This window comes from Streptomyces sp. NPDC002133, from assembly GCF_040296405.1.
In the GTDB taxonomy this organism is placed as follows: Bacteria; Actinomycetota; Actinomycetes; order Streptomycetales; family Streptomycetaceae; genus Streptomyces.
Genome location: NZ_JBEOXF010000009.1, coordinates 142,467 through 166,912, shown reverse-complemented (window position 1 = coordinate 166,912; position 24,446 = coordinate 142,467). Strand labels below are relative to the sequence as shown.

The 24,446-nt window shown below is 70.7% G+C and carries 19 protein-coding genes and 3 pseudogenes; 10 read left to right on the top strand and 12 right to left on the bottom strand.

What is annotated here, in order from left to right; genetic code table 11:
- The first annotated feature begins 127 nt into the window (after window positions 1-127).
- Window positions 128-1,036 (top strand): DUF3027 domain-containing protein, encoded by a 909-nt coding sequence (locus ABT078_RS13575; RefSeq protein ID WP_351227085.1) that lies wholly within the window; start codon window positions 128-130, stop codon window positions 1,034-1,036.
- 513 nt (window positions 1,037-1,549) lie between these two features.
- Window positions 1,550-4,648, top strand: coding sequence for a sacsin N-terminal ATP-binding-like domain-containing protein (locus tag ABT078_RS13570; RefSeq protein ID WP_351227083.1), 3,099 nt, complete (start codon window positions 1,550-1,552; stop codon window positions 4,646-4,648).
- Between the two features lie 30 nt (window positions 4,649-4,678).
- On the opposite strand, the gene ABT078_RS13565 is transcribed toward ABT078_RS13570, so the two are convergent.
- Window positions 4,679-7,132, bottom strand: a complete 2,454-nt coding sequence (locus ABT078_RS13565; RefSeq protein WP_351227081.1) for an HAD-IC family P-type ATPase — start codon at window positions 7,130-7,132, stop codon at window positions 4,679-4,681.
- A gap of 221 nt (window positions 7,133-7,353) precedes the next feature.
- Complete coding sequence (locus ABT078_RS13560) at window positions 7,354-7,629, bottom strand: DUF2530 domain-containing protein (RefSeq protein ID WP_351227079.1); 276 nt, start codon at window positions 7,627-7,629, stop codon at window positions 7,354-7,356.
- Window positions 7,630-7,834: 205 nt separating this feature from the next.
- Between ABT078_RS13560 and ABT078_RS13555 the strand changes: the two genes are divergently transcribed.
- Window positions 7,835-9,328: an NCS2 family permease gene (locus ABT078_RS13555; RefSeq protein WP_351227077.1), complete on the top strand. Its 1,494-nt coding sequence runs from the start codon at window positions 7,835-7,837 to the stop codon at window positions 9,326-9,328.
- A gap of 60 nt (window positions 9,329-9,388) precedes the next feature.
- Here ABT078_RS13555 and ABT078_RS13550 read toward each other — a convergent pair whose 3' ends face one another.
- Window positions 9,389-9,571, bottom strand: a complete 183-nt coding sequence (locus tag ABT078_RS13550) for a ribbon-helix-helix protein, CopG family (protein ID WP_351227075.1) — start codon at window positions 9,569-9,571, stop codon at window positions 9,389-9,391.
- 130 nt (window positions 9,572-9,701) lie between these two features.
- On the opposite strand from ABT078_RS13550, the gene ABT078_RS13545 reads away from it, so the two are divergent.
- From ABT078_RS13545 to thpR, 3 genes are read left to right on the top strand one after another with little or no spacing between them, the layout of a single operon-like run.
- Window positions 9,702-10,139 (top strand): MarR family winged helix-turn-helix transcriptional regulator, encoded by a 438-nt coding sequence (locus ABT078_RS13545; RefSeq protein ID WP_351227073.1) that lies wholly within the window; start codon window positions 9,702-9,704, stop codon window positions 10,137-10,139.
- 27 nt (window positions 10,140-10,166) lie between these two features.
- Window positions 10,167-11,522: an MFS transporter gene (locus ABT078_RS13540; RefSeq protein ID WP_351227071.1), complete on the top strand. Its 1,356-nt coding sequence runs from the start codon at window positions 10,167-10,169 to the stop codon at window positions 11,520-11,522.
- A gap of 52 nt (window positions 11,523-11,574) precedes the next feature.
- A complete protein-coding gene (gene thpR / locus ABT078_RS13535) occupies window positions 11,575-12,138 on the top strand; it encodes an RNA 2',3'-cyclic phosphodiesterase (protein ID WP_351227069.1) in 564 nt (187 codons plus the stop codon).
- 527 nt (window positions 12,139-12,665) lie between these two features.
- On the opposite strand, the gene ABT078_RS13525 is transcribed toward thpR, so the two are convergent.
- The 3 genes and pseudogenes from ABT078_RS13525 to ABT078_RS13515 all read right to left on the bottom strand — a co-directional run.
- A complete protein-coding gene (locus tag ABT078_RS13525) occupies window positions 12,666-13,655 on the bottom strand; it encodes an aldo/keto reductase (RefSeq protein ID WP_351227133.1) in 990 nt (329 codons plus the stop codon).
- Between the two features lie 198 nt (window positions 13,656-13,853).
- Window positions 13,854-14,387 (bottom strand): annotated as a pseudogene (locus ABT078_RS13520) (phospholipase domain-containing protein); the annotation flags it as partial.
- Between the two features lie 62 nt (window positions 14,388-14,449).
- Window positions 14,450-15,355 (bottom strand): annotated as a pseudogene (locus ABT078_RS13515) (alkaline phosphatase family protein); the annotation flags it as partial.
- 604 nt (window positions 15,356-15,959) lie between these two features.
- Here ABT078_RS13515 and ABT078_RS13505 point away from each other — a divergent pair.
- Together ABT078_RS13505 and ABT078_RS13500 are read left to right on the top strand one after the other, a co-directional pair.
- Window positions 15,960-17,294 carry a DNA primase gene (locus ABT078_RS13505; RefSeq protein WP_351227067.1) on the top strand — a complete coding sequence of 445 codons (1,335 nt, stop codon included), beginning with the start codon at window positions 15,960-15,962 and terminating at the stop codon, window positions 17,292-17,294.
- A gap of 159 nt (window positions 17,295-17,453) precedes the next feature.
- A pseudogene (locus ABT078_RS13500) lies at window positions 17,454-18,134 on the top strand (class F sortase); the annotation flags it as partial.
- 500 nt (window positions 18,135-18,634) lie between these two features.
- Here the strand turns inward: ABT078_RS13500 and ABT078_RS13495 are convergent.
- The gene (locus ABT078_RS13495; protein ID WP_351227065.1) at window positions 18,635-19,078 is read right to left on the bottom strand and encodes a CBS domain-containing protein; all 444 of its coding nucleotides are present in this window, start codon (window positions 19,076-19,078) and stop codon (window positions 18,635-18,637) included.
- 44 nt (window positions 19,079-19,122) lie between these two features.
- Window positions 19,123-19,323 (bottom strand): antitoxin, encoded by a 201-nt coding sequence (locus ABT078_RS13490; protein ID WP_351227063.1) that lies wholly within the window; start codon window positions 19,321-19,323, stop codon window positions 19,123-19,125.
- Between the two features lie 178 nt (window positions 19,324-19,501).
- Between ABT078_RS13490 and ABT078_RS13485 the strand changes: the two genes are divergently transcribed.
- Window positions 19,502-19,957, top strand: coding sequence for a carboxymuconolactone decarboxylase family protein (locus ABT078_RS13485; RefSeq protein ID WP_351227061.1), 456 nt, complete (start codon window positions 19,502-19,504; stop codon window positions 19,955-19,957).
- A 37-nt stretch (window positions 19,958-19,994) separates the two neighbouring features.
- Here ABT078_RS13485 and ABT078_RS13480 read toward each other — a convergent pair whose 3' ends face one another.
- Window positions 19,995-20,684, bottom strand: coding sequence for a GDSL-type esterase/lipase family protein (locus tag ABT078_RS13480; RefSeq protein ID WP_351227059.1), 690 nt, complete (start codon window positions 20,682-20,684; stop codon window positions 19,995-19,997).
- Window positions 20,685-20,754: 70 nt separating this feature from the next.
- On the opposite strand from ABT078_RS13480, the gene ABT078_RS13475 reads away from it, so the two are divergent.
- Window positions 20,755-21,753 (top strand): SdiA-regulated/phytase-like domain-containing protein, encoded by a 999-nt coding sequence (locus ABT078_RS13475; RefSeq protein WP_351227057.1) that lies wholly within the window; start codon window positions 20,755-20,757, stop codon window positions 21,751-21,753.
- A 23-nt stretch (window positions 21,754-21,776) separates the two neighbouring features.
- Here the strand turns inward: ABT078_RS13475 and ABT078_RS13470 are convergent, their stop codons facing one another.
- The 3 genes from ABT078_RS13470 to serC form a co-directional block, all read right to left on the bottom strand.
- Window positions 21,777-22,220 carry a PPOX class F420-dependent oxidoreductase gene (locus ABT078_RS13470; protein ID WP_351227055.1) on the bottom strand — a complete coding sequence of 148 codons (444 nt, stop codon included), beginning with the start codon at window positions 22,218-22,220 and terminating at the stop codon, window positions 21,777-21,779.
- A 135-nt stretch (window positions 22,221-22,355) separates the two neighbouring features.
- On the bottom strand, window positions 22,356-23,012 hold the full coding sequence (locus ABT078_RS13465; protein WP_351227053.1) for a DUF4360 domain-containing protein: 657 nt from the start codon (window positions 23,010-23,012) through the stop codon (window positions 22,356-22,358).
- Window positions 23,013-23,295: 283 nt separating this feature from the next.
- Window positions 23,296-24,414, bottom strand: coding sequence for a phosphoserine transaminase (serC, locus tag ABT078_RS13460; protein ID WP_351227051.1), 1,119 nt, complete (start codon window positions 24,412-24,414; stop codon window positions 23,296-23,298).
- Window positions 24,415-24,446 lie beyond the last annotated feature (32 nt).

Below are 24,446 nucleotides of genomic sequence, written 5' to 3'. Positions count from 1 at the left end.
GGCGTGCACGGGATTGATTGCCCGGGCGCGGACGTCGATGCGGCCCTCTGGTCCGCTCCGCCCGCCGCCCGTACATCGCGAATCGGCCGGCGCACCCGTGAGACGGCGTAGGAGAGAAGCGAGACCTGTGAGTGCTGCGACGACGCGAAGCCGTACCCCCGACCGTCTGTGCGCCGAGGCGGTAGACCTCGCGCGGGCCGCCGCAGAGGAGGCGGCCGCGCCGGGGGTGGTGGGCGAGCACGTCGGCCTCGTGTCCGAGGGGGACCGGGTCGTCACCCACCTCTTCGCATCCCGGGAGCCGGGGTACCGGGGCTGGCGCTGGGCGGTGACGGTCGCCCGGGCGTCCCGCGCGAAGGTCGTCACCCTCGACGAGACCGTCCTGCTGCCCGGTCCGGACGCGCTGCTCGCACCCGAGTGGGTGCCGTGGAGCGAGCGGCTGCGGCCGGGCGACATGGGACCGGGCGACCTGCTGCCCACCGAGGCCGAGGACCTGCGTCTCGAGCCCGGGTACTCCGGCGAGGACGTGCCGCCGCCGAACTCGGCCGTCTCCGAGGAGATGGCCGACCGGGTCGACGCCGAGGATGCGGAGATCGTGCTGCGGGCGCCGTCCCGGGGCGCGATCACGTCCGTGGCCGAGGAACTGGGGATGCGCCGGGCGCGCGTCCTGTCCCGGTACGGCCTGCACGTCGCGGCGGACCGGTGGGAAGAGGCGTACGGCGCGAAGACACCGATGGCGCAGGCCGCGCCCGCGACGTGTGTGTCGTGCGGATTCCTGATGCCGCTCGCGGGGTCGCTCAAGCAGGCCTTCGGCGTGTGCGCGAACGAGTTCTCGCCGGCGGACGGACGGATCGTGTCCCTGGCGTACGGGTGCGGGGGGCACTCCGAGGCGGCCGTGATGCCGAAGCCGCCGACGCCGCCGCCGCCGGTGCTCGACACGATGCGCCCGGACGAGTTCCCGCTGCGCCCGGCCCCGGACAGCGGCTCGGTCCCGGACCACGCCGACGCGGCGTCCCCGGACGATCTGGGCCACAGCTAGCCACGCCTTCCCCCGGCGGGGACGCGTGCCGCGTGCGGCATCCGCTGCGTGGTGAGGAGTCTGGCCGGCGAGCCCGGGTGCGGGCCGGTGGGTGGTAGGGCCCACCCGTCCCTTCCCCCAGGACACCGTCCTGGGGGACCTCGGCGGGACGCATGCCCACAAACCACTGGCGATGCGCCTGCCCGCAACCAGCCGGACGCCGTGACGCGGGCCGGGGCGCGAGGCTTCCGCAGGGTGTTCGGGGACGTCGGCCTCGTGCGCCCTCCCTCGGCCGGGCCAGGAGGGCATCAGCCCGGAGTTTCGCGTGGTGGTGGGGCAGGCGGAGGAAATGGCCCGCACCCCACGACCGCCGGCGACCGACCCCGCGCGGGGCAATCCGAAGCCGACGCCCGGGCGAGGTCGGGGGCGGAGCCCCAGCCATTCGCACCCCCGCGCCCCCGATACGGGCCTCGTACGCGATACCTTCGGGCCGCGGTTGAGGTACACCGGTAAGAGGACAGAGCGGAGACAGGCGTGAGCGTCAGGACGACCGAGGGGGCCGACCCGTTCGGGACGGCACGGCTGCGGCGTGGGGTGCTCGACGCGTGGGGCGCGAGCCCCGCACGGTTCCGGGAGGACGCCAACGCCGAGGAGGACCTCTCGCTCGGCGGCTACCGCGACCGCCTCGTCGTCGAACTCGCCCAGAACGCCGCGGACGCCGCCGCCCGCACAGGCGTGCCCGGCCGCCTCCGGCTCACCCTCGACCAGGGCACCCTCGTCGCCGCGAACACCGGCGCGCCCCTCGACGCCGCAGGCGTCGAGTCGCTGTCCACCCTCCGCGCATCCGCCAAGCGCGACCACGACCAGACGGCCGTCGGCCGCTTCGGCGTCGGCTTCGCCGCCGTGCTCGCCGTGAGCGACGAGCCCGCCGTCGTCGGCCGGCACGGCGGCGTCCGCTGGTCCCTCGCCGAGGCCCGCGAGCTCACCGAGCAGGCCGCTCAGGCCAGCTCCGGCCTCGGTGACGAGCTGCGGCGGCGCGACGGCCACGTACCGCTGCTGCGGCTCCCGCTGCCCGCCGAGGGCAGCGCCCCCGACGGCTACGACACCGTCGTCATCCTGCCGCTGCGCGACGGCACCGCCGAAGACCTCGTCGAGCGCCTCCTGACCGGCATCGACGACGCGCTGCTGCTCACGCTCCCCGGCCTCGCCGAGGTCGTCGTGGAGACCCCGGACGGGGCGAGGACCCTGCGCCGATCCGAGCAGGGCCCGTACGTCCACATCGAGGACAGCGCGCGGGGCGTCAGCCGCTGGCGCACCGTCACCCACCACGGCAGCATCGACGCCCGGCTCCTCGCCGACCGCCCCGTGGAGGAGCGGCTGCGACCGCACTGGACGGTCACCTGGGCCGTGCCCGTGGACGTCGAGGGCGCGCCCGTGTACCCCGCCACCGCTCCCGTCGTGCACGCGCCGACCCCCACGGACGAACCCCTCGGCGTCCCCGCGCTGCTGATCGCGACGCTCCCGCTGGACACCACCCGCAGGCACCCCGCGCCCGGCCCGCTCACCGACTTCCTGGTGCAGCGCGCGGCCGAGGCGTACGCCGAGCTGCTCGGCGACTGGCGGCCGGTCTCGACGGGCACCATCGACCTGGTCCCGGGCCCGCTCGGCAAAGGTGTGATCGACGGCGCCCTGCGCGCGGCGATCCTCGAGCGGCTGCAGCGCGTGTCGTTCCTCGCCCCGGCCGCCCCGGCCGCGCTGTCGTCGGACGACGTCGTCGCGCTGCGGCCGCTGGAGGCCGAGGTCGTCGAGGGCGCGGGCGCCGAGACCGTACGCGTACTGGCCGATGTGCTGCCGACGCTGCTGCCCGCCGGTCTCGAGCGCCGCGTGGAGCTGCGGACGCTCGGCGTCGCGCGCGTCCCGCTGACGGAGGCGATCGACCGGCTCGCCGGGATCGAGCGCGACCCGTCGTGGTGGTGGAGCCTGTACGACAGCCTCGCCGGCGTCGACCCCGATCGGCTGTCCGGCCTTCCGGTTCCGCTGACCGGGAGCCCTCGCCCCACCATCGGCCCTCGCCAGGTCCTCCTCCCCACCCCCGAGACCCCCGCCGGTCTCGGCCGGTTCGGGCTGAAGGTGGCCCACCCGGACGCCGCGCACCCCCTCCTCGAGAAGCTCGGCGCGCTGCCCGCGACGCCGCGCGCGGTGCTGACCACGCCACAGGTGCGGGCCGCGGTCGCCGCGTCCCTCGACGAAGGGGACGGGCTGTGGGAGGAGGACACGCCCGACAGCGAGGAGCTCGCGGAGATCGTCCTCACGCTGGTCCGGGACGCGGTCCTGGAGCCCGGCGACGAGCCCTGGCTGGGCGCGCTGGCGCTGCCCGACGAGGACGGCGAGCTCGCGCCGGCCGGTGAACTCGTGCTGCCCGGCAGCCCGTTCGCATCCGTGATGCGCGAGGGCGAACTCGCCCTGTGCGACATGGAGCTGGCCGACCGCTGGGGGGAGCAGCCGCTCGCCGCCTGCGGGGTGCTGGCGAACTTCGCGCTCGTACGCGCCACGGACGTCGTCCTCGACCCGGACGAACTGGAGCCCCGCGACGGGGACTTCGCCGAGCCGGACGACGCGGGGCTGCTCGACGCGGTCGACGTGTGGTGCGAGGACGTGCTGGACCGGCTGCCGGACACGCCCGTGCCGCCGGTCGCCACGGAGATCGTGGCCGTACGGGACCTGGACCTGGTGGACGACGACCACTGGCCGCAGGTGCTGGCCCTGCTGGCCCAGCCGCCGCTGCGGGACGCGCTCACGCAGCCGGTGCGGGTGCTGCTGCCGGACGGCACGACGGAGACCGTGCGCCCGTACACGGCCTGGTGGCTGCGCGACCACCCGGTGCTCGGCGGGCGGCGCCCGGCGGGTCTGCGGGCCTCCGGCGGGGATCCGCTGCTGGTCGGTCTCTACGACTCCGCGGACGCGACCGGCTTCGAGGACGAGCAGGTGCTGCACGCGCTCGGCGTACGGACCTCCGTCGCCGCGCTCCTCGACGAGCCGGGCGGCGCGGCCGAACTGCTGGGCCGGCTCGCCGACCCGGACCGCCCGGTCAGCCCGTCCCAGCTCCACGCGCTCTACACCGCGCTGGCCGACCTCGACCCGGAGCAGGTGACGCTCCCGGACGAGCTGCGCGCGGTTGTCGACGGCGAGGTGCGTGTGGTGGACGCCTCGGAGGCGCTGGTCGCCGACGCGCCCGACCTGCTGCCCCTGGCCAAGGACCGCCCCCTGCTGCCGGTCGCCCCCGGCCGGGCGGCTGACCTCACGGAGCTGTTCCAGGTGGCCCGGCTCGGTGACGTGGTCGAGGCCGAGGTGACGACGGTCGGCGAGGAGCACGAGGTGCCCCGGTCGGTCCACGCCCTGCTCGGCCCCGGCACGCCCGACACGTACGTCGAGCACGAGGAGCTGCTGGCGGGCGGCGTCGAACTCGACTGGCGCCGCACCCCCGACGGCGTCCTCCACGCCGCCACGGTGGAGGGCGTGGCGGCGGGTCTGGCGTGGGCCGCGGGTCAGTGGCCGCGTCGCTTCGAGGTCGCGGCGCTCCTGGAGGACCCGTCGCGCACGGAGGAGCTGGCCCGGGACCGCTGGTTCGACTAGGCCGGTCGCCGGACGGGTTCACATGAGCCCCTACGCCGGGAAGCGGCGGTCCACCCAACGCCAGGAGAGCTCCAGCAGCGCCGCGCCCACCGCCGCGATCGCCACCGCCGCCCAGGGCATCGTCGTGCCCACGAGCTTCAGCGCGAAGAAGTCCTGCAGCCAGGGCACGACCAGGACCACGAGGAAGCCCAGACCCATGGTCAGGACCAGGCCGAGGCGCCACCACGTGTAGGGGCGCGCGATGATCGCCAGGACCCACATGGCGACCAGGAACAGGGTCAGCGTCGCCGCGCTGGTCTCGGCCTCCAGTGCGCCCGGGCCCGAGTAGTGGGACCGAGCCAGGAGGTACGTCGTGAAGGTCGCCGCCGCCGCGACGACACCGGCCGGTATCGCGTACCGCATGACCCGGCGGACGAAGTGCGGCTTCGCGCGCTCCTTGTTGGGGGCGAGGGCCAGGAAGAAGGCCGGAACGCCGATCGTCAGCGTCGACAGCAGGGTCAGGTGGCGGGGCAGGAAGGGGTACTCCACCTGCGCGCAGACCACCAGGATCGCGAGCAGCACGGAGTAGACGGTCTTCGTCAGGAAGAGCGTCGCGACGCGCGTGATGTTGCCGATGACCCGGCGGCCCTCGGCGACGACGGACGGCAGCGTCGCGAAGCTGTTGTTGAGGAGCACGATCTGGGCGACCGCCTTCGTCGCCTCGGAGCCCGAGCCCATGCTCACCCCGATGTCGGCGTCCTTCAGTGCCAGGACGTCGTTGACGCCGTCGCCCGTCATCGCGACCGTGTGCCCACGGGACTGGAGCGCGCCGACCATGTCCCGCTTCTGCTGCGGGGTGACGCGGCCGAAGACCGCGTTGGCGTCCAGCTCCGCGGCCATCGCGTGCCGCTCGGCCGGCAGCCGGCGGGCGTCCACGGTGCCGGCCGCGCCGGGCAGGCCGAGCTTTCCGGCGACCGCGCCGACGGACACCGCGTTGTCGCCGGAGATGACCTTGGTGCGGACGTCCTGCTCCTCGAAGTACCGCAGGGTGTCCGCGGCGTCGGGCCGCAACCGCTGCTCCAGGACGACCAGCGCCGTGGGCATGGCGTCCGCCGCGACCTCGGGGGCGTCCAGCTCTCCGGCGGCGCGCGCGAGGAGGAGCACGCGCAGCCCCTGCTCGTTGAGCCGGTCGACGTCGGCGAGGACCGGATCCTCCTCAGGCAGCAGGACGTCGGGCGCACCGAGCAGCCAGGTGGAGCTCTGACCGTCGCCCTCGCTGAACGCGGCGCCGCTGTACTTGCGCGCCGAGGAGAAGGGCAGCGACCGGATGCAGCGCCATTCGTCGCTGTCCGGGTACGACTCGATGATCGCCTGCAGGGACGCGTTGGGACGCGGGTCCGACTCGCCGAGCGCGCCGAGCACGGTGCGTACGTACGCCTCGTCGGAGCCGTTGAGCGTCCGCAGCTCGGTGACGTCCATGCCGCCCTCGGTGAGCGTGCCCGTTTTGTCGAGGCAGACGACGTCGACCCGTGCCAGCCCCTCGATCGCGGGCAGCTCCTGGACGAGGCACTGCTTGCGGCCCAGCCGGATCACGCCGATCGCGAAGGCGACGGAGGTGAGCAGGACGAGTCCCTCGGGGATCATCGGGACGATGCCGCCGACGGTCCTGGCGACCGAGTCCTTGAAGTTGTCGCCCTTCACCACCAGCTGGCTGATGATCAGTCCGATCGCGGTCGGGACCATCATCCACGTCACGTACTTGAGGATCGTGGAGATGCCGGAGCGCAGCTCGGAGTGGACGAGTGTGAAGCGGGACGCCTCCTCGGCGAGCTGTGCCGCGTAGGCCTCGCGACCGACCTTGGTGGCGGTGAAGGCGCCGCTGCCGGCGACCACGAAACTGCCGGACATGACCGGGTCGCCGCGCCGTTTGAGGACCGGGTCGGCCTCACCGGTCAGCAGGGACTCGTCGATCTCCAGGTTGTCGGCCTCGGCGACCTCGCCGTCGACGACGACCTTGTCGCCCGGGCCGAGTTCGATGAGATCCCCGAGGACGATCTCGGACGTGGACACCTCGGCGGCGATCCCGTCGCGCCGCACGGTGGGTTTCGCCTCGCCGATGACGGCGAGCCCGTCGAGGGTCTTCTTGGCACGGAGCTCCTGGACGATGCCGATGCCGGTGTTGGCGAGGATGACGAACCCGAACAGCGTGTCCTGGAACGGCGCGACAAAGAACATGATCACCCAGAGCACGCCGATGATCGCGTTGAAGCGGGTGAAGACATTGCCGCGGATGATGTCGACGGTGGAGCGGCTGCTGCGCAGGGGTACGTCGTTGACCTCGCCGCGCGCGATCCGCTCGGCCACTTCGTCGGCGCTGAGCCCGACGGGCCGGTGGCGCACGGGTGGTTTCACGGGGTGCACGGGGTCGAGCTCCGCGCCCGCGTCGATGACCACCCGCCCGCTCGGCTCGGATCCGTCGCCGTCGATCTCAGCCCGCTGAGTCATGCTCTCGACGTTACGGCGGGCGAACGTCGTTCACCCCCCGAGCCGGGTGAACATCAGGGCCATGTCAGGGCCGCCCGGCCCTGCCCCGCCCCTCCGCGCCCTCGCGCCGGCGCGGCCCCCGCCTCCTGAGCAGCCGGTACCGGGCGGTGGGCCCGGGTGTGCCCGTCCTCAACACCGGACCGGCTGTGGGGTGTGCCCCGTACGGCGGGCGGAGCCCCCGCCTACTTCGAGGGCGGCGGCGCCTCGCCGCGCGACGCCGCCGCGCGCTTGATCGCCGCGTCGCGCTTGCGGACGTACCAGATGCCGATGAGGCCGAGTCCTGCGCCGGCCAGGCAGGTCCAGATCCACCAGGTCAGATCGCGGTCGTCGTACCAGTCGTAGAAGGGGACCTGGACCAGGAAGAGGACGAACCAGAGGATCGTGCCGCCGACGATGGTGGCGACTACGGGCCCCTCCAGGGGCTCGGGTGCCTCGTGCTTGGGGGTCCACTTCGCCATGCGGTCAGTGTAGGCGGGGCCCTCCGGGGAGCCCTTGGGGCCCCGCAGGCGACCCGGAGGGCCCGGCAGTCACAGACGTCTACGCGCGGAGATACCGATCTTCCCCTTATACGTTCATACTGAAGCGGTTTGCGTCCGACCGGTTTCGTTCGTATGAACATCCAAGGAACCGGGCAAGAACCAGAACCACCGACGAGGTCTCGCAATGCCCCCCACGGCCACCGCTCCTGCGGACGTCCAGCAGCCGCAGCGGCCGGAGTCCGGTCCCGCCGGTCCCGCCGGTCCCGCCGGTTCCGGCGCCCTCGCCCGTCTCGACCGCTACTTCAAGGTCTCCCAGCGCGGCTCCACGATCCCGCGTGAGATCCGCGGCGGCTTCGCCACCTTCTTCGCGATGGCCTACATCATCGTGCTGAACCCGATCATCCTCGGCAGCGCGAAGGACATGTACGGCCACCAGCTCGACGCCGGCCAGCTGGTCACGGCGACCGTGCTCACAGCCGCGTTCTCCACCCTCCTCATGGGTGTCATCGGCAATGTCCCGATCGCGCTGGCCGCGGGCCTCGGTGTGAACACCGTCGTCGCCCTCCAGCTGGCCCCCCGGATGAGCTGGCCGGACGCGATGGGCATGGTCGTCCTCGCCGGTCTGGTGGTGATGCTGCTCGTCGCGACGGGTCTGCGTGAACGCGTCATGAACGCCGTGCCGCTCGGCCTGCGCAAGGGCATCGCGATCGGTATCGGCCTCTTCATCATGCTCATCGGCCTCGTCGACTCGGGCTTCGTCTCCCGCATCCCCGACGCCGCGCACACCACCGTCCCGCTCCAGCTGGGCCTCACCGGTCACCTCGGCGGCTGGCCGGTCCTCGTCTTCGTGCTCGGTGCGCTGCTCACGCTCGCGCTGATCATCCGCAAGGTGCCCGGCGCGATCCTGATCTCGATCGTCGTGATGACGGTCGTCGCGCTCGTCATCCAGCTGATCGCGAACCTGCCCGGCCGGGCCTGGGGCCTGACCGTGCCGCAGTGGCCCGGCAACCCGGTCGCAACGCCCGACTTCGGCCTGGTCGGCCAGGTCAGCCTGTTCGGCGGCTTCGAGAAGGTCGGCTACCTCACGGGTGCGCTGTTCGTGTTCACCGTGCTGCTGTCCTGCTTCTTCGACGCGATGGGCACGATCCTGGGCGTCGGCGACGAGGCGAAGCTGATGGACAAGCAGGGCAACTTCCCCGGCATCAACAAGGTACTGATCGTCGACGGCATCGCGGTCGCCGCGGGCGGTGCGACCTCGTCGTCCGCCAACACCTGCTTCGTGGAGTCCACGGCCGGCGTCGGCGAGGGGGCCCGCACCGGCCTCGCGTCCGTCGTCACCGGCGCGCTGTTCTCGGTGGCGCTGTTCCTGACGCCGCTCGCGACGATGGTGCCGTCCCAGGCGGCGACGCCCGCGCTGCTGGCCGTCGGCTTCCTGATCCTGGCCGGTTCGGTCAAGGACATCGACTGGAGCGACTTCACGATCGCCGTTCCGGCGTTCCTGGCGATGGTGATGATGCCGTTCACGTACTCGATCACCAACGGCATCGGCATCGGCTTCATCGCCTTCAGCGTGCTGCGACTCGCGACCGGACGTGGCCGTGAGGTGCCGGTGGCGATGTACGTCGTGTCGGCGGTGTTCGTCTTCTACTACGCGATGCCCGCGCTGGGCCTCACGTAAGGGCAGCCCTGGGCGGCTCTCGGCCCATGCGTCGGGCTCATGCCGGCCCGTGCGTCGGGCTCATGTCAGGCCGTAGAACTTCTCCGTCTCGTCGACGGCCGCCTTGAAGCGTTCGTCGAAGTCGTCGCGAATGAGCGTCTGGACCACATAGTCCTGGACGCTCATTCCGCGTTTGGCGGCGTGCTGCCGGAGCCGGTCGAGCAGCTCTCCGTCCATCCGCAGGCTGAGCACTGTCGATGACATGTCGGCCAGAGTCGCGGGCGGGAACCGGCCAGTGCGTTACTTTCCCGCCGTCTCACTCATTTGAGTGATGCATCGAGCCGAGCCGAAACCTACTGGTCTTTAGGTAGAGTAATGAGTTATTCTAAGGAACATGCCTGACCTCTCCCACGGCGACGACGACGCCGCCGTGAACGCACTGCGCTCCGCCGTCATGCGGCTGGGCCGGCGCCTGAAGCATCAGCGCGTCGACGAATCGCTGAGCCCGACCGAGATGTCGGTCCTCGGCACCCTGTCCCGCTGCGGCTCCGCCACGCCCGGCGAGCTGGCCCGCAAGGAGCACGTCCAGCCGCCGTCGATGACCCGCATCGTGGCGCTGCTGGAGGCCAAAGGGCTGGTCCGGCTGGAGCCGCACCCCGACGACCGCCGGCAGAAAGTGGTCAGCCAGACCGAGCAGGCCGAAGCCATGCTCGAGGAGAGCCGCCGCAAGCGGAACGTCTGGCTGGCATCGCTCGCCGAGGGCCTGGACGAGGACGAGTGGGCGAAGCTGCGCGCTGCCGCCCCCGTCCTGGAGAAGCTCGCGCATCTGTAGACCGACAGTCCAAGGAGGCGAACCCTGTTGAGTACGGGACCCGGAGCAGACTCCGCACCCGCACCGGACCCCACACACGACACCGACCGCCGCGCCGGCCACGGCACCTTCAGCTCGCTGAAGATCCGCAACTACCGGCTGTTCTTCACCGGAGCGATGGTCTCCAACACGGGCACCTGGATGGCCCGCATCACCCAGGACTGGCTGGTCCTCAGCCTCACCGGCTCCTCCGCCGCCGTCGGTATCACGACGGCCCTGCAGTTCCTGCCGATGCTGCTCTTCGGTCTGTACGGAGGCGTGATCGCCGACCGCTACCCGAAGCGCCGCATCCTGCTGTTCAGCCAGGGCGCGCTCGGCCTGTGCGGGCTCGCCCTCGCCGTACTCACGCTCTCCGGCCACGTCCAGGTCTGGCACGTCTATCTGATCGCGTTCATGCTCGGCATGGTCACGGTCGTCGACAATCCCACCCGGCAGTCCTTCGTCTCCGAGATGGTCGGCCCGCAGCAGCTGCAGAACGCCGTGAGCCTCAACTCCGCGAACTTCCAGTCCGCCCGGCTCGTCGGCCCGGCCCTCGCCGGTGTGCTGATCACGGCCGTCGGCAGCGGCTGGGCGTTCCTGCTCAACGGCCTGTCCTTCCTCGCCCCGCTCACCGGCCTGCTGCTGATGCGCACGAGCGAGCTCCACAAGGTGGAGCGGGCACCGCGCGGCAAGGGGCAGCTGCGGGAGGGGCTGAAGTACGTCGCCGGGCGGCCCGAGCTGATCTGGCCGATCGTGCTGATCGGCTTCATCGGCACGTTCGCCTTCAATTTCCCGATCTGGCTGACCGCGTTCGCCGACGAGGTCTTCCATGCCGGCGCCGGTACGTACGGCCTGTTCAACACCCTGATCGCCGCCGGGTCCCTGGCGGGCGCCCTGCTCTCCGCGCGCCGCGGCTCGTCCCGGCTGCGGATGCTGGTCGGGGCGGCGGCACTGTTCGGCGTCCTGGAGGTCGCCGCGGCCCTCTCGCCGTCCTTCTGGCTCTTCGCGGCACTGCTCGTCCCGATCGGCATGGTGGGCCTGACGGTCAACGTCACCGCCAATTCGTCGGTCCAGATGGCGACGGACCCGGTGATGCGGGGCCGCGTGATGAGCCTCTACATGATGGTCTTCGTCGGTGGTACCCCCCTGGGTGCGCCCCTCGTCGGATGGATCACCGACACGTACGGCGCCCGCGTCGGCTTCGCGACGGGCGGCGCGGTCGCGGCCACGGCCGCGGTGGCGATCGGCCTGATCCTGGCGCGGGTCGGCGGCCTGCGCATCCGGTTCGATCTGCGGTCCGGGCGCCCGCATGTGCGCTTCGTGGCGCGTGAGGAGGCCCGCGAGCCTCTCGCGCCGGTGGCGTGAACCGTCCCGAAGGCACGGGGTGCGGCCGGGCGGATTGCAGCAGACTGGCCGTATGAGACTCTTCGCCGCCGTCGTACCGCCCGAGGAAGCTCTACGGGAGCTCGGGGCCGCCGTCGACCGGCTGCACACCTTCCCCGACGCGGACGGGCTGCGCTGGACCGGTCGGCCCGGCTGGCACTTCACGCTCGCCTTCATGGGGGAGGTCGACGAGGAACTCCTGCCCGAGCTGCGCGAGCGGCTCGGGCGGGCCGCCCACCGCAGCGAGTCCTTCCCGCTGCGGCTGCACGAGGGCGGGCACTTCGGCCGGCGGGCACTGTGGATCGGGGCCGCGGGCGGGCTCGACGCGATGCGCATGCTCGCCGAGCGCGCGGACGCGGCGGCGCGACGGGCGGGCGTGGCGATGGACGAGCACCGCGCCTACCACGCCCATCTCACGATCGCCCGTACCCGTGAGAACTCGGACCTGCGCCCGTACGTGGACGCGCTGTCCGGCTTCGAGGGCACTCCCTGGACCGTGTCCCGGCTGGTGCTCTTCCGGAGCAATCTGCCCAGGAGCGGCACGGCGGGCGAGCAGCCGCGCTACGAGACGGTCGAGTCCTGGCCGCTCGAAGGCTGACGCCCGGGCGTGGCCGGACCACCCACCGGGCGGCACCGGGCGCCCCTGGCCGGACGCGTCAGCGGTTCGTCGCCGGCAGCCGGCCGTTCTGGACGCACCGTATGCCCAGCTCGAAGCGGCTGCGTGCGTTCGCCCGCTCCATCGGCTCGGAGGCGATGCGGCGCGCGTCCGATCGGCGCCGGCCCGGCGCCGGCGTTCATCTCCCCGAAGAGCTGATCCCCGCGACGGACGGCAGGGGCTCTGCCACTCCTCATGGAGTGGCAGAGCCCCTGCCCCTTGATCCGGTGTGATCCGGTCAGCAGATGGTCGGAGAGTCCGCCGCGTTCGATGATCCGGCGCAGGACACCCCACTCCTGATCGTCGGTGACGAGAGACATCGCCGGACAGATCAAGTTCTCGGTGCGGTTACGCTCAAAGGGTGGACCCGAAGACCAGGAACCGGATCATGGCCGGTGTACTCGTGCTGATGTTCGTGATCGTCGCCGTGGCGGCCGTACTCGGTCGGTGAGCAGGGCCGCCATGGGCGGCTACCAGGCGAAGGCCTCCGGAGCAGGCCCCGGACCAGGGAAGATCCCGTCCAGCTCAGCCAGCAACTCCTCGCTCAGCTCCAGCTCGACCGCCCGCAGCGCCGACGCCAGCTGCTCCGCGGTGCGCGGGCCGACGATCGGTCCCGTCACCCCGGGCCGGGTGAGCAGCCAGGCCAGCGCCACCTCTCCGGGCTCCAGGCCGTGCTTGTCGAGCAGGTCCTCGTACGCCTGCACCTGCGCGCGTACGGAAGTGCTGGTGAGCGCGTCCGCCGACCGGCCGGAGGCGCGGCGGCCGCCCTCGACCTCCTTCTTGATCACCCCGCCGAGCAGGCCACCGTGCAGGGGCGACCAGGGGATGACGCCGAGGCCGTACTCCTGCGCGGCCGGGACGACCTCCATCTCGGCGCGGCGCTCGGCCAGGTTGTACAGGCACTGCTCGCTGACCAGACCGACCATCCCGAGCCGGCCGGCGCGCTCGTTGGCCTGGGCGATCTTCCAGCCGGGGAAGTTCGACGACCCCGCGTAAAGGATCTTGCCCTGCTGGATCAGTACGTCGATGGCCTGCCAGATCTCCTCGACCGGGGTGTTCCGGTCGACGTGGTGGAACTGGTAGAGGTCGATGTGATCGGTCCGCAGCCGCTTGAGGCTGGCCTCGACGGCGCGGCGGATGTTCAGGGCGGAGAGCTTGTCGTGGTTGGGCCAGGCCTCATCCTCCGTGCCCATGTTGGCGTACACCTTCGTGGCCAGGACCACCTTGTCACGGCGGTCACCGCCCTTGGCGAACCAGTTCCCGATGATCTCCTCGGTGCGGCCCTTGTTCTCGCCCCACCCGTAGACGTTGGCGGTGTCGAAGAGGTTGATGCCCGCGTCGAGCGCGGCGTCCATGATCGTGTGGCTGTCGGTCTCGTCGGTCTGCGGTCCGAAGTTCATCGTGCCGAGAACGAGTCGGCCGACCTTGAGTCCTGTGCGTCCGAGCTGCGTGTACTTCATGGTCCACAAGCCAACGTGTTGGAGCGCACTCCAGGCAAGAGTGCCCGGCCGTTCGTGTCGGCGCTTCCGCGTCCGAAGCGGCCGGGCGCCGCCGGAGCGGGCGGTCTCAGCCCGAGACGCTCGCCGCCCCGTCTCGATGTGCCCGGTGAATCGCTGGGACCAGGCGGCGTCGGAGTTCACCGTCACCGTCAGGTCGTACCAGCCCTGCTGGTACGCCACCGCGTTGAAGTGGTCGTCCACACTTCCGCCCACGGGCACCGTGCACGTCCAGGGCCCGTCGGAGCGGTGGTTGTTCGCCGTGATGGTGAAGGTGACGGCCGAGGAAGCGTTCTTCATCGAGAACCAGACCGCCGTCTTTCCGGTGCCGCTGTGGACGGCGTAGCAGCTCCGTACGGAGACGTCCTTGCCCGCCCTCGTGGCGTTGCCCTTGAAGCGGCGCATGAAGCGGTTCGGGCCGTACATGCTGATGTCGTACGCGCCGTCGCCGTAGCCCGAGCCGACGTTGAAGTAGTCCTCCTGCATGCCGCCGGCGTCGACCGTGTACTGCCAGGGCGTGCGGGAGCGGTGGGCGTTGGGGTGGATCGAGAAGTGTGCGGCGCTCTTCGCCTGCGCGCCTTCGTCGGCCATCGCGAACCAGGCCAGGATCTTCCCGCTCGCGCCGAACTCGAGGCGGTCGAGGTTGCCGCCCGGCTGGTAGGGCAGCGGCCTGGCCTGCCGATCGCCGTGGTCCACAGCTCCAGGAAGCGGATGACCGACGTGTGGCCGAAGACCTCGGAGCTGACCCAGCCGCCCTGCGTCCACGGCGACACCACGATCGCGGGCACGCGGAAGCCGAGCCCGACCGGCTTCCCGCCGATGACGAGCTCGTCGGGGGTGCCGCTCGGCGGGACGGGCGGCGCGACGTGGTCGAAGTAGCCATAGTTCTCGTCGTAGTTGAGGAACAGGACGGTGGAGTCGAAGACGTCCGGGTCGGCGTTGAGGGCCTGGAGCACCGTGTTGACGAAGTGGTGACCGTCTCCCGGCGGGCCGCCGGAGGGGTGCTCGGAGAATTCGGCGTAGGCGACGATCCACGACACCTGCGGCAGCGTGCCGGCCGTGACGTCGGAGCGGATCGCGTCCGCGATCGCCTCATGGGTGGGCTTGGTGCCGGGCACGGAGGCCATGCCGCGGTCGTACGGCGGACTGTCGGGGGCCGCGTTCGCGAACTGGTCGAAGTCGTCGGCGCGTTGTCGCTCGCCCGCTGGTGGACCTTCCAGGACACGCCGGCGTCCTGGAGGTTCTCGGCGTACGTCTTCCAGGTGCAGCCGTGCAGCCGTGCAGCCGTGCAGTTCGCCGTCGTCGTCGTGGGTGCTGTCGATCTTCCCGCTCCACAGGAAGGCGCGGTTCCCGCCCGTGCCGCCGAGAGCGGAGCAGAAGTACGCGTCGCAGACGGTGTAGACGTCGGTGAGCGCGTAGGGGAAGGGGATGTCCGCGCGGTCCAGGTAGGCCATGGTCCGTACGCCTCCGACGGACGCGGGCCAGGTATCCAGCAGGCCCAGGTTCCAGGCGCCGTGCTGCGTGCCCCACGTGTGGCCGAGTCCGTCGCTGCACCGGGCGAGGAGGCGGGGATCGCCGCCCGTGGACGCGCCGAGCGACCACGGGTACTGACGGCCCGTTCCGTTCGTCTGTTCGAAGATCGTGCAGCCGCAGTCGAGGAGCAGGGCGCTGCGGTCGGAGAAGCCGCGGACGCCCTTGGGGGCGCCCGAAGTAGTGGTCGAAGCTGCGGTTCTCCTGCATGAGGACGACGACGTGCTTGACGTCCGCGAGCGTGTTGGTGGCGGCGACGGCAGGGGCGGCCGCTGTGGCGGCCCCGGCCTGCGGGGCCGTGCCGAGTGCGAGCGCCGGGAGTCCGGCGGCTCCGGCCGCTGCGGCGGCCACTCCAAGGAACGTGCGACGTTCCGACTCCGGAGCCTTCGAGGTGACGGTCACCGGAGGCAGGAAGCTTCGGGGCGTGGCGTCGAGAGGTCAATGCCGGCGCAGGAATGTTCAGCGCGAGGACACCGAATGTTGCGTCCGGGCCCGGGGAGGGGCGGGGGAGTGCGGGGGCGGACGACGGCCGCGCGGCGGGAGGCTCGCTCGTGTGGCCCTCCAACGGGTGATTATCGGCCTGATCGCCACCCGAAAAGCCCACGGAGTAGCTCGAATGCGGGGTTCTCGGGTGGTGGGCCCTCCGATTCCGGCTGACGGTGGTCGAAGTCGCTGCTGCGATCCGATGAGCCGACGATGTGTCAGCCGTCGCAGTCGCGGCGAAAGGAATGTGCTCCCATGCGCTCTGCCCGCACACTGTGGATCTCAGCCGCTGTTACTGCGGTTCTCTCGGTCACCGCTCCCTCCGCCTACGCGATCGCCGTCGCCGACGACCGTGCTGCCGCCGGATCTTCCGCCAGCCGCGACGACGACTCCGACCACGACAAGGACGACTACGACAAGGACGACCACGACAAGGACGACCACGACAAGGGTCACTACAAGAAGTGGGACAAGAAGGACGACGACCACGACAAGGACGACGACGACGACCACGACATCGACATCGACATCAGCACGGACGACGGCGACGACGACGATGACGACGACGACGACGACGACGACGATGACGACGACGACGACGATGACGACGACGACGATGACGACGACGACGACGACAACGACAAGCCGAACGGCGGCGTCAAGACCGGCGGAGGTGCTCTCGCCAGCGTGACCGTCGCGGACGAGTCCGACCAGGACGAGTCCGACAAGAGCAGCCAGAACGAGTACGGCAAGAGCAGCAAGGACGAGTCCGAGAAGGGCAGCCAGAACGAGTACGGCAAGAGCAGCAAGGACGAGTCCGAGAAGAGCAGCAAGGACGAGTCCGAGAAGAGCAGCAAGGACGAGTCCGAGAAGAGCGAGAAGGACGAGTCCGAGAAGAGCAGCAAGGACGAGTCCGAGAAGAGCGAGAAGGACGAGTCCGAGAACAGCGAGAAGGACGAGTCCGACAAGAAGGACGACTACAAGAAGGACGACTACAAGAAGCACGACTACGGCTACAAGAAGCACGACAAGAAGGACGACCACGACAAGAACGTTGACATCGACATCGACATCAGCAAGGACGATGACGACGACGACGACGATGACGACGACGACGACGACGACAACGACAAGCCCAACGGCGGTGTCGACGCCGGTGCGGGCTTCCTGGCCGGCGTGATCTCCGAGGGCGACCACGACAAGGGCGACCACGACAAGGGCGACAACGACGACCACGACAAGGACGACCACGACAAGGGTGGTTGGAAGAAGCACGACAAGGACGACGACCACGACAAGGACGACGACCACGACGACGACGACGATGACGACGACGACGATGACGACGACGACCACGACGACGACGACCACGACGACGACGACGATGACGACGACGACGACGATGACGACGACGACGATGACGACGACGACGACGAGGACAAGCCGAACGGTGGCACCCACACCGGCGGCGGTGGCCTCGCCACGAACAGCAGCAGCCTGGCAGCCGGCTCGGCTCTGATGCTCGGTGGCATCGGTGCCGGCATCTACAAGCTGCGTCGTCGCAACGCCAACGGTGGCGCCCAGATCTGATGCGGCGTCCCGTGAAGTAGCTCATCGCTGAGTTGTCGCGGCCACCGTCGTCCAAGGACGGTGGCCGCGGCGATGGCGTATCTGCTCCTGGCCATGCGCACCCGCATCCGTGCCCGCACCTCTGATACCGCTTCACCCAGCACCGAAAGGCACGCTCACATGATCCTCCGGCAGCCGTCCGGCCGATCCCCGCAACGGTCCGCACGCTCCTTCGGGTCCATCCGGAAGGCCCTGATGTGGCCTGCCGCATCGTTGGGGGTGGGCGCCCTCCTCGTCTACGGTTCGCTCGACCCCACTGTGGTGGCCGGTCGGCCGTCCGCGCCCTCGGCAACGGTCACCCCGGAAGCCGCGGGCCCAGGGGCGAAAGCCCGCTCGGGCCCGGCGCTTCCCCGCTCGGTCCCCAAGCGGATCAAGATCCCCATCATCGGCGTCGACGCGCCTTTCACCCCGCTGAAGCTCAACGCGACCGGACAGCTCAACGCCCCGCCGCCCAACGACAACAACCTGGTCGGCTGGTACGAGCGCGGTCCCACCCCCGGCGAACGCGGCACCTCGATCCTCGCGGGCCACTTCGACACCCTGACCGGTCCCGCCGTGTTCGTGGGACTCAGTGAGGTCAAGCCCGGGAACAAGGTCGAGATCGCGCGTACGGACGGTGTCGTCGCCACGTTCAAGATCGACTCTGTCGAAACGTTCAGCAAGGCGAAGTTCCCGAACGCACGGGTCTACAACGACACCCCGTCCGCGCAGCTGCGCCTGATCACCTGCGCCGGCGAGTACGACAAGACGGCCAAGGACTACAAGGACAACCTGGTGGTCTTCGCCCACCTCGAGTCCAGCCGCGCCCCGGGCCCGGCAGCGCCGAAATCACCTGCCGCGCCGAAACCACCGGCAGCGCCGACACCTGCCGCGCCGAAGTCACCGGCGGCTCCGAGTGCACCGGCGGTGCCCAAGTCACCGGCAGCGCCGACACCTGCCGCGCCGAAGTCACCAGCGGTCCCGAGTGCACCGGCGGTGCCCAAGTCACCGGCAGCGCCGACACCTGCCGCGCCGAAGTCACCGGCGGTCCCGAGTGCACCGGCGGTGCCCAAGTCACTGGCCCCTAGTGCACCGGCGGTGCCGAAGCCACCGGCAGCCCCGGCCACTCCGGCCACACCGGCCGCACCGGCAGTACCCAAAGCACCGGTCGCGGGCTGAACAGCGCTTCGAAAGCCGTGGGGCGGGGCGACCGTCCCCTCCCACGGCGTCCGATTGCGTTGTGCGGTGCGGACGTGTCCGGGCACGCCGAGGCCCCGGCGTGCAGTCCGAACTGCTCCGGGGTCCCCGGTGGTTGGGGCGCGTCAGGCGTTCGCGTACACCTTGGTCGCGAACTCCGCGATCTGTGCGTCCGTGAGATTCCTCGCCAGGTTGGCCTCCGTGATCATGCCGACCAGCTGGTGCCCCTGCTGGACGTCGATCACCGGCAGCCGTTTGACCTGGTTTTCCTCCATCGTCGCGAGGGCCTCGTCGGCGCCCGCGTTCGCGTCGATCCAGTGGAGTTCGCCGGCCAGCGAGCCGGCCTGGACCGTCGCGGGGTCTATGCCCTCGGCGCAGCACTGGACGACGATGTCGCGGTCGGTGATCAGGCCCGTGAGCCGGTTGTTGTCGCCGCAGATGGGCAGACAGCCGACGTTGAGGTCACGCATCATCTGTGCCGCGTCCATCAGCGACTGGTGTGCGCCGACGCACTGTACGCCGCTGGTCATGATGTCGCGAGCGGTGAGCTGGGTGGTGTTCCCGGTCATTGGTTCCCTACCTTCGCCACGCAAAGTAACGGGGCATTCGGTGGTCAGGGCTGCTGCGGGGGCCGGTCCTGGCCGGGCTGGTCGCCGCCGAACTGCTCCTTGAGCTTGTCCTGGGCCACGTCGGTCTGCCGGCTGTACTTGCTCGGAGTCTTCTCGTCGAACGTGTCGCCGGCCTTGTCGATGCCCTGCGAAGCCTTGTCCTCGTGACCCTTGAGCATCTGCTTGATCTTGTCCATCATGGACATGGACGTCCTCCTTGGCGTTGCCCCCCGCCTCTCCAGGGTCACCTCCCTCCGCACCGTTCGCATCCTCGCGGGAGGGGCGCGGGAAAGACTCCCGAAATTCATTCCGCCGGGCCCGTCACATTCCCTCCGCGGGATCCGTCAGAGCAGTGACCGACGAGAACCCCGGAGGGCAGAAACCATGCAGGCTCGGATGAACAACCCCGCCACCGTCATCCCCTCGGCCATGCCGGCCATCCTCGATCTGCTGAAGGCGACGAGGAAGGGCGGCGTACCGGAGACGACCCTGGAGCTGGTCCACCTGCGCGCGAGCCAGATCAACGGATGCAGCTACTGCGTCGTGGGCGGCGCGAGCAGTGCGCGGAAGGCGGGCGTGACCGAGGACCAGCTGACGGCGGTGGCGGCGTGGCGCGAGGCGCCGTACTTCTCGGACGCCGAGCGCGCGGCGCTGGCGCTCACCGAGGCCGCGACCCGGCTCGGCGACCGGTCCGACCCGGTGCCGGACGCGATCTGGGACGACGCCGCCGACCACTACGACGAGCAGCAGCTCGCCGCGATCATCCTCATGATCGGCACGACGAACCTCTTCAACCGCCTGAACGCGACGACCAGGCAGGTCGCGGGCGCCACCTGGTAGCCGAGCGGGAGGTCCCGCCCCGAGCCGGAGGCCGGTCCTAGCCGGCTGCCGGCTCGTAGGCGTCGCCCACGCCCCACGCCTGGTGCATCGCGTCGGCGAAGGCCGCCGCCAGCTTGTGTTCGCCGGACGGGCCCGGGTGGGTGCCGTCGTACGTGTCGGAGTGGATGTCGTACGACATCGGCGTGGACGCCAGGAGCAGCGGCGACGAGGGGGAGTCGAGGTCGGCGACGGCCTTGGCGAGAAGCTCGTTGAAGCGGTCGCACTCCGCCGCGAACGGGGCGTCGGCCGTGGCGCGCACGTTGGGGATGACAGGGAGCACCACGGCCCGGACACGAGAGTTCGCGGCGCGGGCCTCGGCGATGAACCGACGGGCGTTCTCGGCGGTCTGACTGCTGTTCGTGTAGAAGCCGAGGTCTATCAGGCCCAGCGAGACGAGCAGCACGTCCGCCTTCGTCGCCGTCACCGTCTCCTTGATCAGCGGCGCCATGTGCAGCCAGCCCTCGCCCCAGCCGGCGAGGTGCCCGCGGGCGCGGTCGGGGAAGGCCGGGTCGGCGTAGGCCGTCGACACGGGGGCGGCGGCGACGGTGTCGTACAGCTCGGTGCGCGGTCCGACGATCCGGTACGGGCCGCCGAAGGAGCGGTTGAGGTGCTGCCACATCCGGTAGCGCCAGGTGTAGTCGCCGGCGCGTCCGATGGTCATGGAGTCACCGACGAACATGAAACGCATGGGGGTAATGATGGCCGACCTGCGCCGGATGCCGCCCCGGCCGGTGACGTGACGATGGACACTTGGGGGCATGTGTTCGTTGCGTACGACGTGGGCGGCCGTGGCCGCCGCCGTGATGGTCCTGGGATCCGCCGTGCCCGCCGCCGCGGACGGGGACGACGGCTTCACGATCAAGGACCCGCGCATCACCGAGTCCAGCGGCCTCGCGGCGAGCCGCGCCCACCCGGGGATCTACTGGACGCACAACGACCAGGACGAGCCACGTGTCTTCGCCGTCGACTCGAGGACGGGGAAGACCGTCGCGACCGTGACCCTGCGGGGCGTCGGCAGGCCGCGGGACATGGAGGCCATCTCGATCGGGCCGGACGGCTACGTGTACGTCGGCGACATCGGGGACAACGCCGACTCCTGGAACCACGTGTGGATCTACCGCTTTCCCGAGCCGCGTTCGCTGAAGGACATCACGGTGCGCGCGAGGCAGTACGTCGTGCGGTACGAGGACGGGCCGCGCAACGCCGAGGCGATGATGGTCCATCCGAAGACCGGGCGGGTCTACATCGCGAGCAAGAACGAGGACGGGGGAGGGCTCTACGAAGGGCCTGACCGGCTGGTGACGGGCGGGGCGAACGTCTTCCGGCGGATCGGGGAGGTCCCGTGGGTGACGGACGGGGCGTTCTCGCCGGACGGCAGGGAGCTCGTGCTGCGCTCCTACTTCAGCGCCCGCGGCTACGCGTGGAGCGGCGGGCGCCTCGGCGACGACCACCACGTGAGCGCGCCGCTGCAGGGGCAGTCCGAGTCGGTGACCTACACGCCGGACGGCAAGGCCCTCATGTTCGGGACGGAGGGCGGGCAGAGCGAGGTCGTGCGCAGCGACGTCGACAGGAGCGGCGGTGGGGGCGCGGACGGCGACTCGTCCTCCGGGTCCGCGAGCGGCGGCGGGGACGCGGCGGCGTCGGAGGACGGCGGGGACGGCCAGGGCCTCGCCGTGCCGGCGGGTGCGGTCGTCGCCGCGCTGGTGGTGTTGCTGGCCCTGCGGTCGCGGCGGCGCGGGCGCGGACAGAAGGCCTGATCCGGTCAGAGGGCCTGATCCGGTCAGGAGCCCGAGCCACGGTCGGGTGTCCGGTCGCCGGCGTCGCTCGGCAGACGAAGCTCGTAGTGCAGCGTCGTGTCGTGCTTCATCCTGTGCGCCAGCGGTACGAGCATCCCGTGCGTGATCGGGTACTTGCGGGCGAGGAGTTTCGCCGCGTGCTCGTTCTCCTCGCTGTCCGGGTCGAGCAGCCGCATCCGCGCCGTGGTCTCCGGTCCGGTCGGCTTGCCGTGCGGGGTGGCGGGAGCGATCTCCACCTCCTGGTCGCGGCGCAGCCGCTTGGCCTTGCCGGACATGGCGTACGTACGGACGTAGGCGTGGTCCCCCTCGACGGCGATGTTGACGGGTGTACCGACGCCGGTGCCGTCCCGTTTGTGGGTGGTGAGCAGGACGGCCCACTGCTTGGCCAGCGCGGTGAGGGGTGTCGGGGTCGGAGTCGAAGTGGTCATGACTCCATGGAGGCACGAAACGGGCCCGACGTCATCCCGGGCGGCGGGGCCGGGCCCGCCGCCCCGGGGGTGCCTGCCCCGGACCCCGCGCCGTGGCCTGCGCGGGGTCCGGGGCGGGCCGGCTCCCGGCCCGGATCAGGTCTCCGGGCACTCCTTCCACGCGAGCCGGTACACGGTGTTGATCTCGCCGTCCGTCGAGTCCATCGTCATGAAGCTCGTCGCCGACGGGCTGGACGTGCCGGCCTTGACGCGCAGCTCGGTGTTGATGTTGAAGTTCCGCTTGACGCCGCAGGGGGCCCACACCAGCTGGCCCCACTCGGTCTCGTCGGTGGCCTGCCAGTTGTTGTCGTACGGCCCGTTGAAGGGGTGGTTCCTGGCGGCCGTGTCGGGCGAGCCCTGGAAGTAGTACGAGGCCTTCTGGACGGCGGTCGCGCCCCGCTGCAGGCTGGCGTAGCCGCGGTAGTCCGCGCTGGCGACGGCGTACGTGAAGCCCTGCGGGACGTGGACGATCAGATTGAGCTGACAGTTCTTGCGGAAGTCGGTGGGCGCCGAGCCCCCGCCCACCTGCGCCAGATAGTCACTGTACGTGACCGTGAACGCGGTGTTGTCCGGCGAGACCGCCACGGCGGCGGTCCCCTGCTTGCAGCCCGAACCGTTCACCGTGGCGACCTCGATGACGATTTTGTCGGGCGGGGCCACGATGCCCGCCGAGGCGGTGCCGGGGGCACCGGCGACGAGCATGGAGGCGAGGACCGCCGTGGCGGCGGCACCCGCGCGTAATGCACCGGGCATGATGCGTACTCCGATCGATGGTGGTGGTCGGTGGCCTTGCGTGGTGAACCGTGGGGGGTCCAGCCGATCCCATGCCACGCCGGCGGATCGTTGAGGCGTGAACATGTCAATGCACCGGATCGTGCCGATCGTAGGGATGCGGCAGGGTGCCGGATAGAGCGGTTATCGGCCGTCCTGCACGACGACTCCACGCCGTCTTCACGCAACCGGCACGACCGCAGCCGGCACGACAAGGGCCCGGCGGGCGCATGCCGCCGGGCCCTCGTCGTGCAGGCAGTGACTACTACAGCTTCTCGATGACGTGGTCGACGCAGGCCGTCAGCGCCTGCACGTCCGCCGGGTCGATCGCCGGGAACATCGCGATGCGCAGCTGGTTGCGGCCCAGCTTGCGGTACGGCTCGGTGTCGACGATCCCGTTCGCGCGCAGGACCTTTGCGACCGCCGCCGCGTCGATGTCGTCGGAGAAGTCGATCGTGCCGATGACCTGCGAGCGCTTCGCCGGGTCCGCGACGAACGGCGTCGCGTACTTCGACTCCTCGGCCCAGCCGTACAGGTTGCGCGCGGAGGTGCCGGTGCGGCGCACCGACCAGTCCAGGCCGCCCTGCCCGTTGATCCACTTCAGCTGCTCGCCGAGGAGGAAGAGGGTCGCCAGCGCCGGGGTGTTGTACGTCTGGTTCTTGAGCGAGTTGTCGATCGCCGTCGGGAGGCTGAAGAACTCCGGGACGTGCCGGCCGGAGGCGTGCACGCGCGCGGCGCGCTCCAGCGCGGCGGGCGAGAACACCGCGATCCACAGGCCGCCGTCCGCGGCGAAGGACTTCTGCGGCGCGAAGTAGTACACGTCCGACTCGGTGATGTCGACGGGCAGACCGCCTGCGCCTGACGTGGCGTCCACCAGCACCAGCGCGCCCTCGTCGGCGCCCTCGACCCGCTTGACCGGGGCGGCGACACCGGTGGAGGTCTCGTTGTGGGTGAAGGCGTAGACGTCGACGCCCGCCTCGGCCCGCGGATCCGGGTGGGTACCCGGGTCGGACGCGATCACGGTCGGCTCGGCCAGCCACGGGGCGAGCTTCGACGCCTTCGCGAACTTCGACGAGAACTCGCCGAAGGAGAGGTGCTGCGACTTGTTCTCGATGAGACCGTGCGTCGCGATGTCCCAGAAGGCGGTGGAGCCGCCGTTGCCCAGGATCACCTCGTAACCGTCGGGGAGCGAGAACAGCTCGCGCACGCCCTCGCGCACCTCGCCGACCAGGTTCTTGACCGGGGCCTGGCGGTGGGACGTACCGAGCAGGGATGTACCGGTGGCGGCCAGGGCGTCCAGCGCCTCCGTACGCACCTTGGAGGGGCCCGAGCCGAAACGGCCGTCAGCGGGCTTGATGTCAGCGGGAATCTGGATATCGGCCACGAGCCGGAGCCTAGTCGGTTCCGCCAGGTCAC

Bases quoted from the DNA above. Each gene is read 5' to 3' on its own strand.
- ABT078_RS13480 (WP_351227059.1), bottom strand. From the start codon at position 20,684: ATGCGTTTCATGTTCGTCGGTGACTCCATGACCATCGGACGCGCCGGC.
- ABT078_RS13485 (WP_351227061.1), top strand. From the start codon at position 19,502: ATGCAGGCTCGGATGAACAACCCCGCCACCGTCATCCCCTCGGCCATG.
- ABT078_RS13490 (WP_351227063.1), bottom strand. From the start codon at position 19,323: ATGTCCATGATGGACAAGATCAAGCAGATGCTCAAGGGTCACGAGGAC.
- ABT078_RS13565 (WP_351227081.1), bottom strand. From the start codon at position 7,132: ATGACTCAGCGGGCTGAGATCGACGGCGACGGATCCGAGCCGAGCGGG.
- ABT078_RS13495 (WP_351227065.1), bottom strand. From the start codon at position 19,078: ATGACCGGGAACACCACCCAGCTCACCGCTCGCGACATCATGACCAGC.
- ABT078_RS13465 (WP_351227053.1), bottom strand. From the start codon at position 23,012: ATGCCCGGTGCATTACGCGCGGGTGCCGCCGCCACGGCGGTCCTCGCC.
- ABT078_RS13475 (WP_351227057.1), top strand. From the start codon at position 20,755: ATGTGTTCGTTGCGTACGACGTGGGCGGCCGTGGCCGCCGCCGTGATG.
- ABT078_RS13470 (WP_351227055.1), bottom strand. From the start codon at position 22,220: ATGACCACTTCGACTCCGACCCCGACACCCCTCACCGCGCTGGCCAAG.
- ABT078_RS13560 (WP_351227079.1), bottom strand. From the start codon at position 7,629: ATGGCGAAGTGGACCCCCAAGCACGAGGCACCCGAGCCCCTGGAGGGG.
- ABT078_RS13555 (WP_351227077.1), top strand. From the start codon at position 7,835: ATGCCCCCCACGGCCACCGCTCCTGCGGACGTCCAGCAGCCGCAGCGG.
- ABT078_RS13525 (WP_351227133.1), bottom strand. From the start codon at position 13,655: ATGAAGTACACGCAGCTCGGACGCACAGGACTCAAGGTCGGCCGACTC.
- thpR (WP_351227069.1), top strand. From the start codon at position 11,575: ATGAGACTCTTCGCCGCCGTCGTACCGCCCGAGGAAGCTCTACGGGAG.
- ABT078_RS13505 (WP_351227067.1), top strand. From the start codon at position 15,960: ATGCGCTCTGCCCGCACACTGTGGATCTCAGCCGCTGTTACTGCGGTT.
- ABT078_RS13550 (WP_351227075.1), bottom strand. From the start codon at position 9,571: ATGTCATCGACAGTGCTCAGCCTGCGGATGGACGGAGAGCTGCTCGAC.
- ABT078_RS13545 (WP_351227073.1), top strand. From the start codon at position 9,702: ATGCCTGACCTCTCCCACGGCGACGACGACGCCGCCGTGAACGCACTG.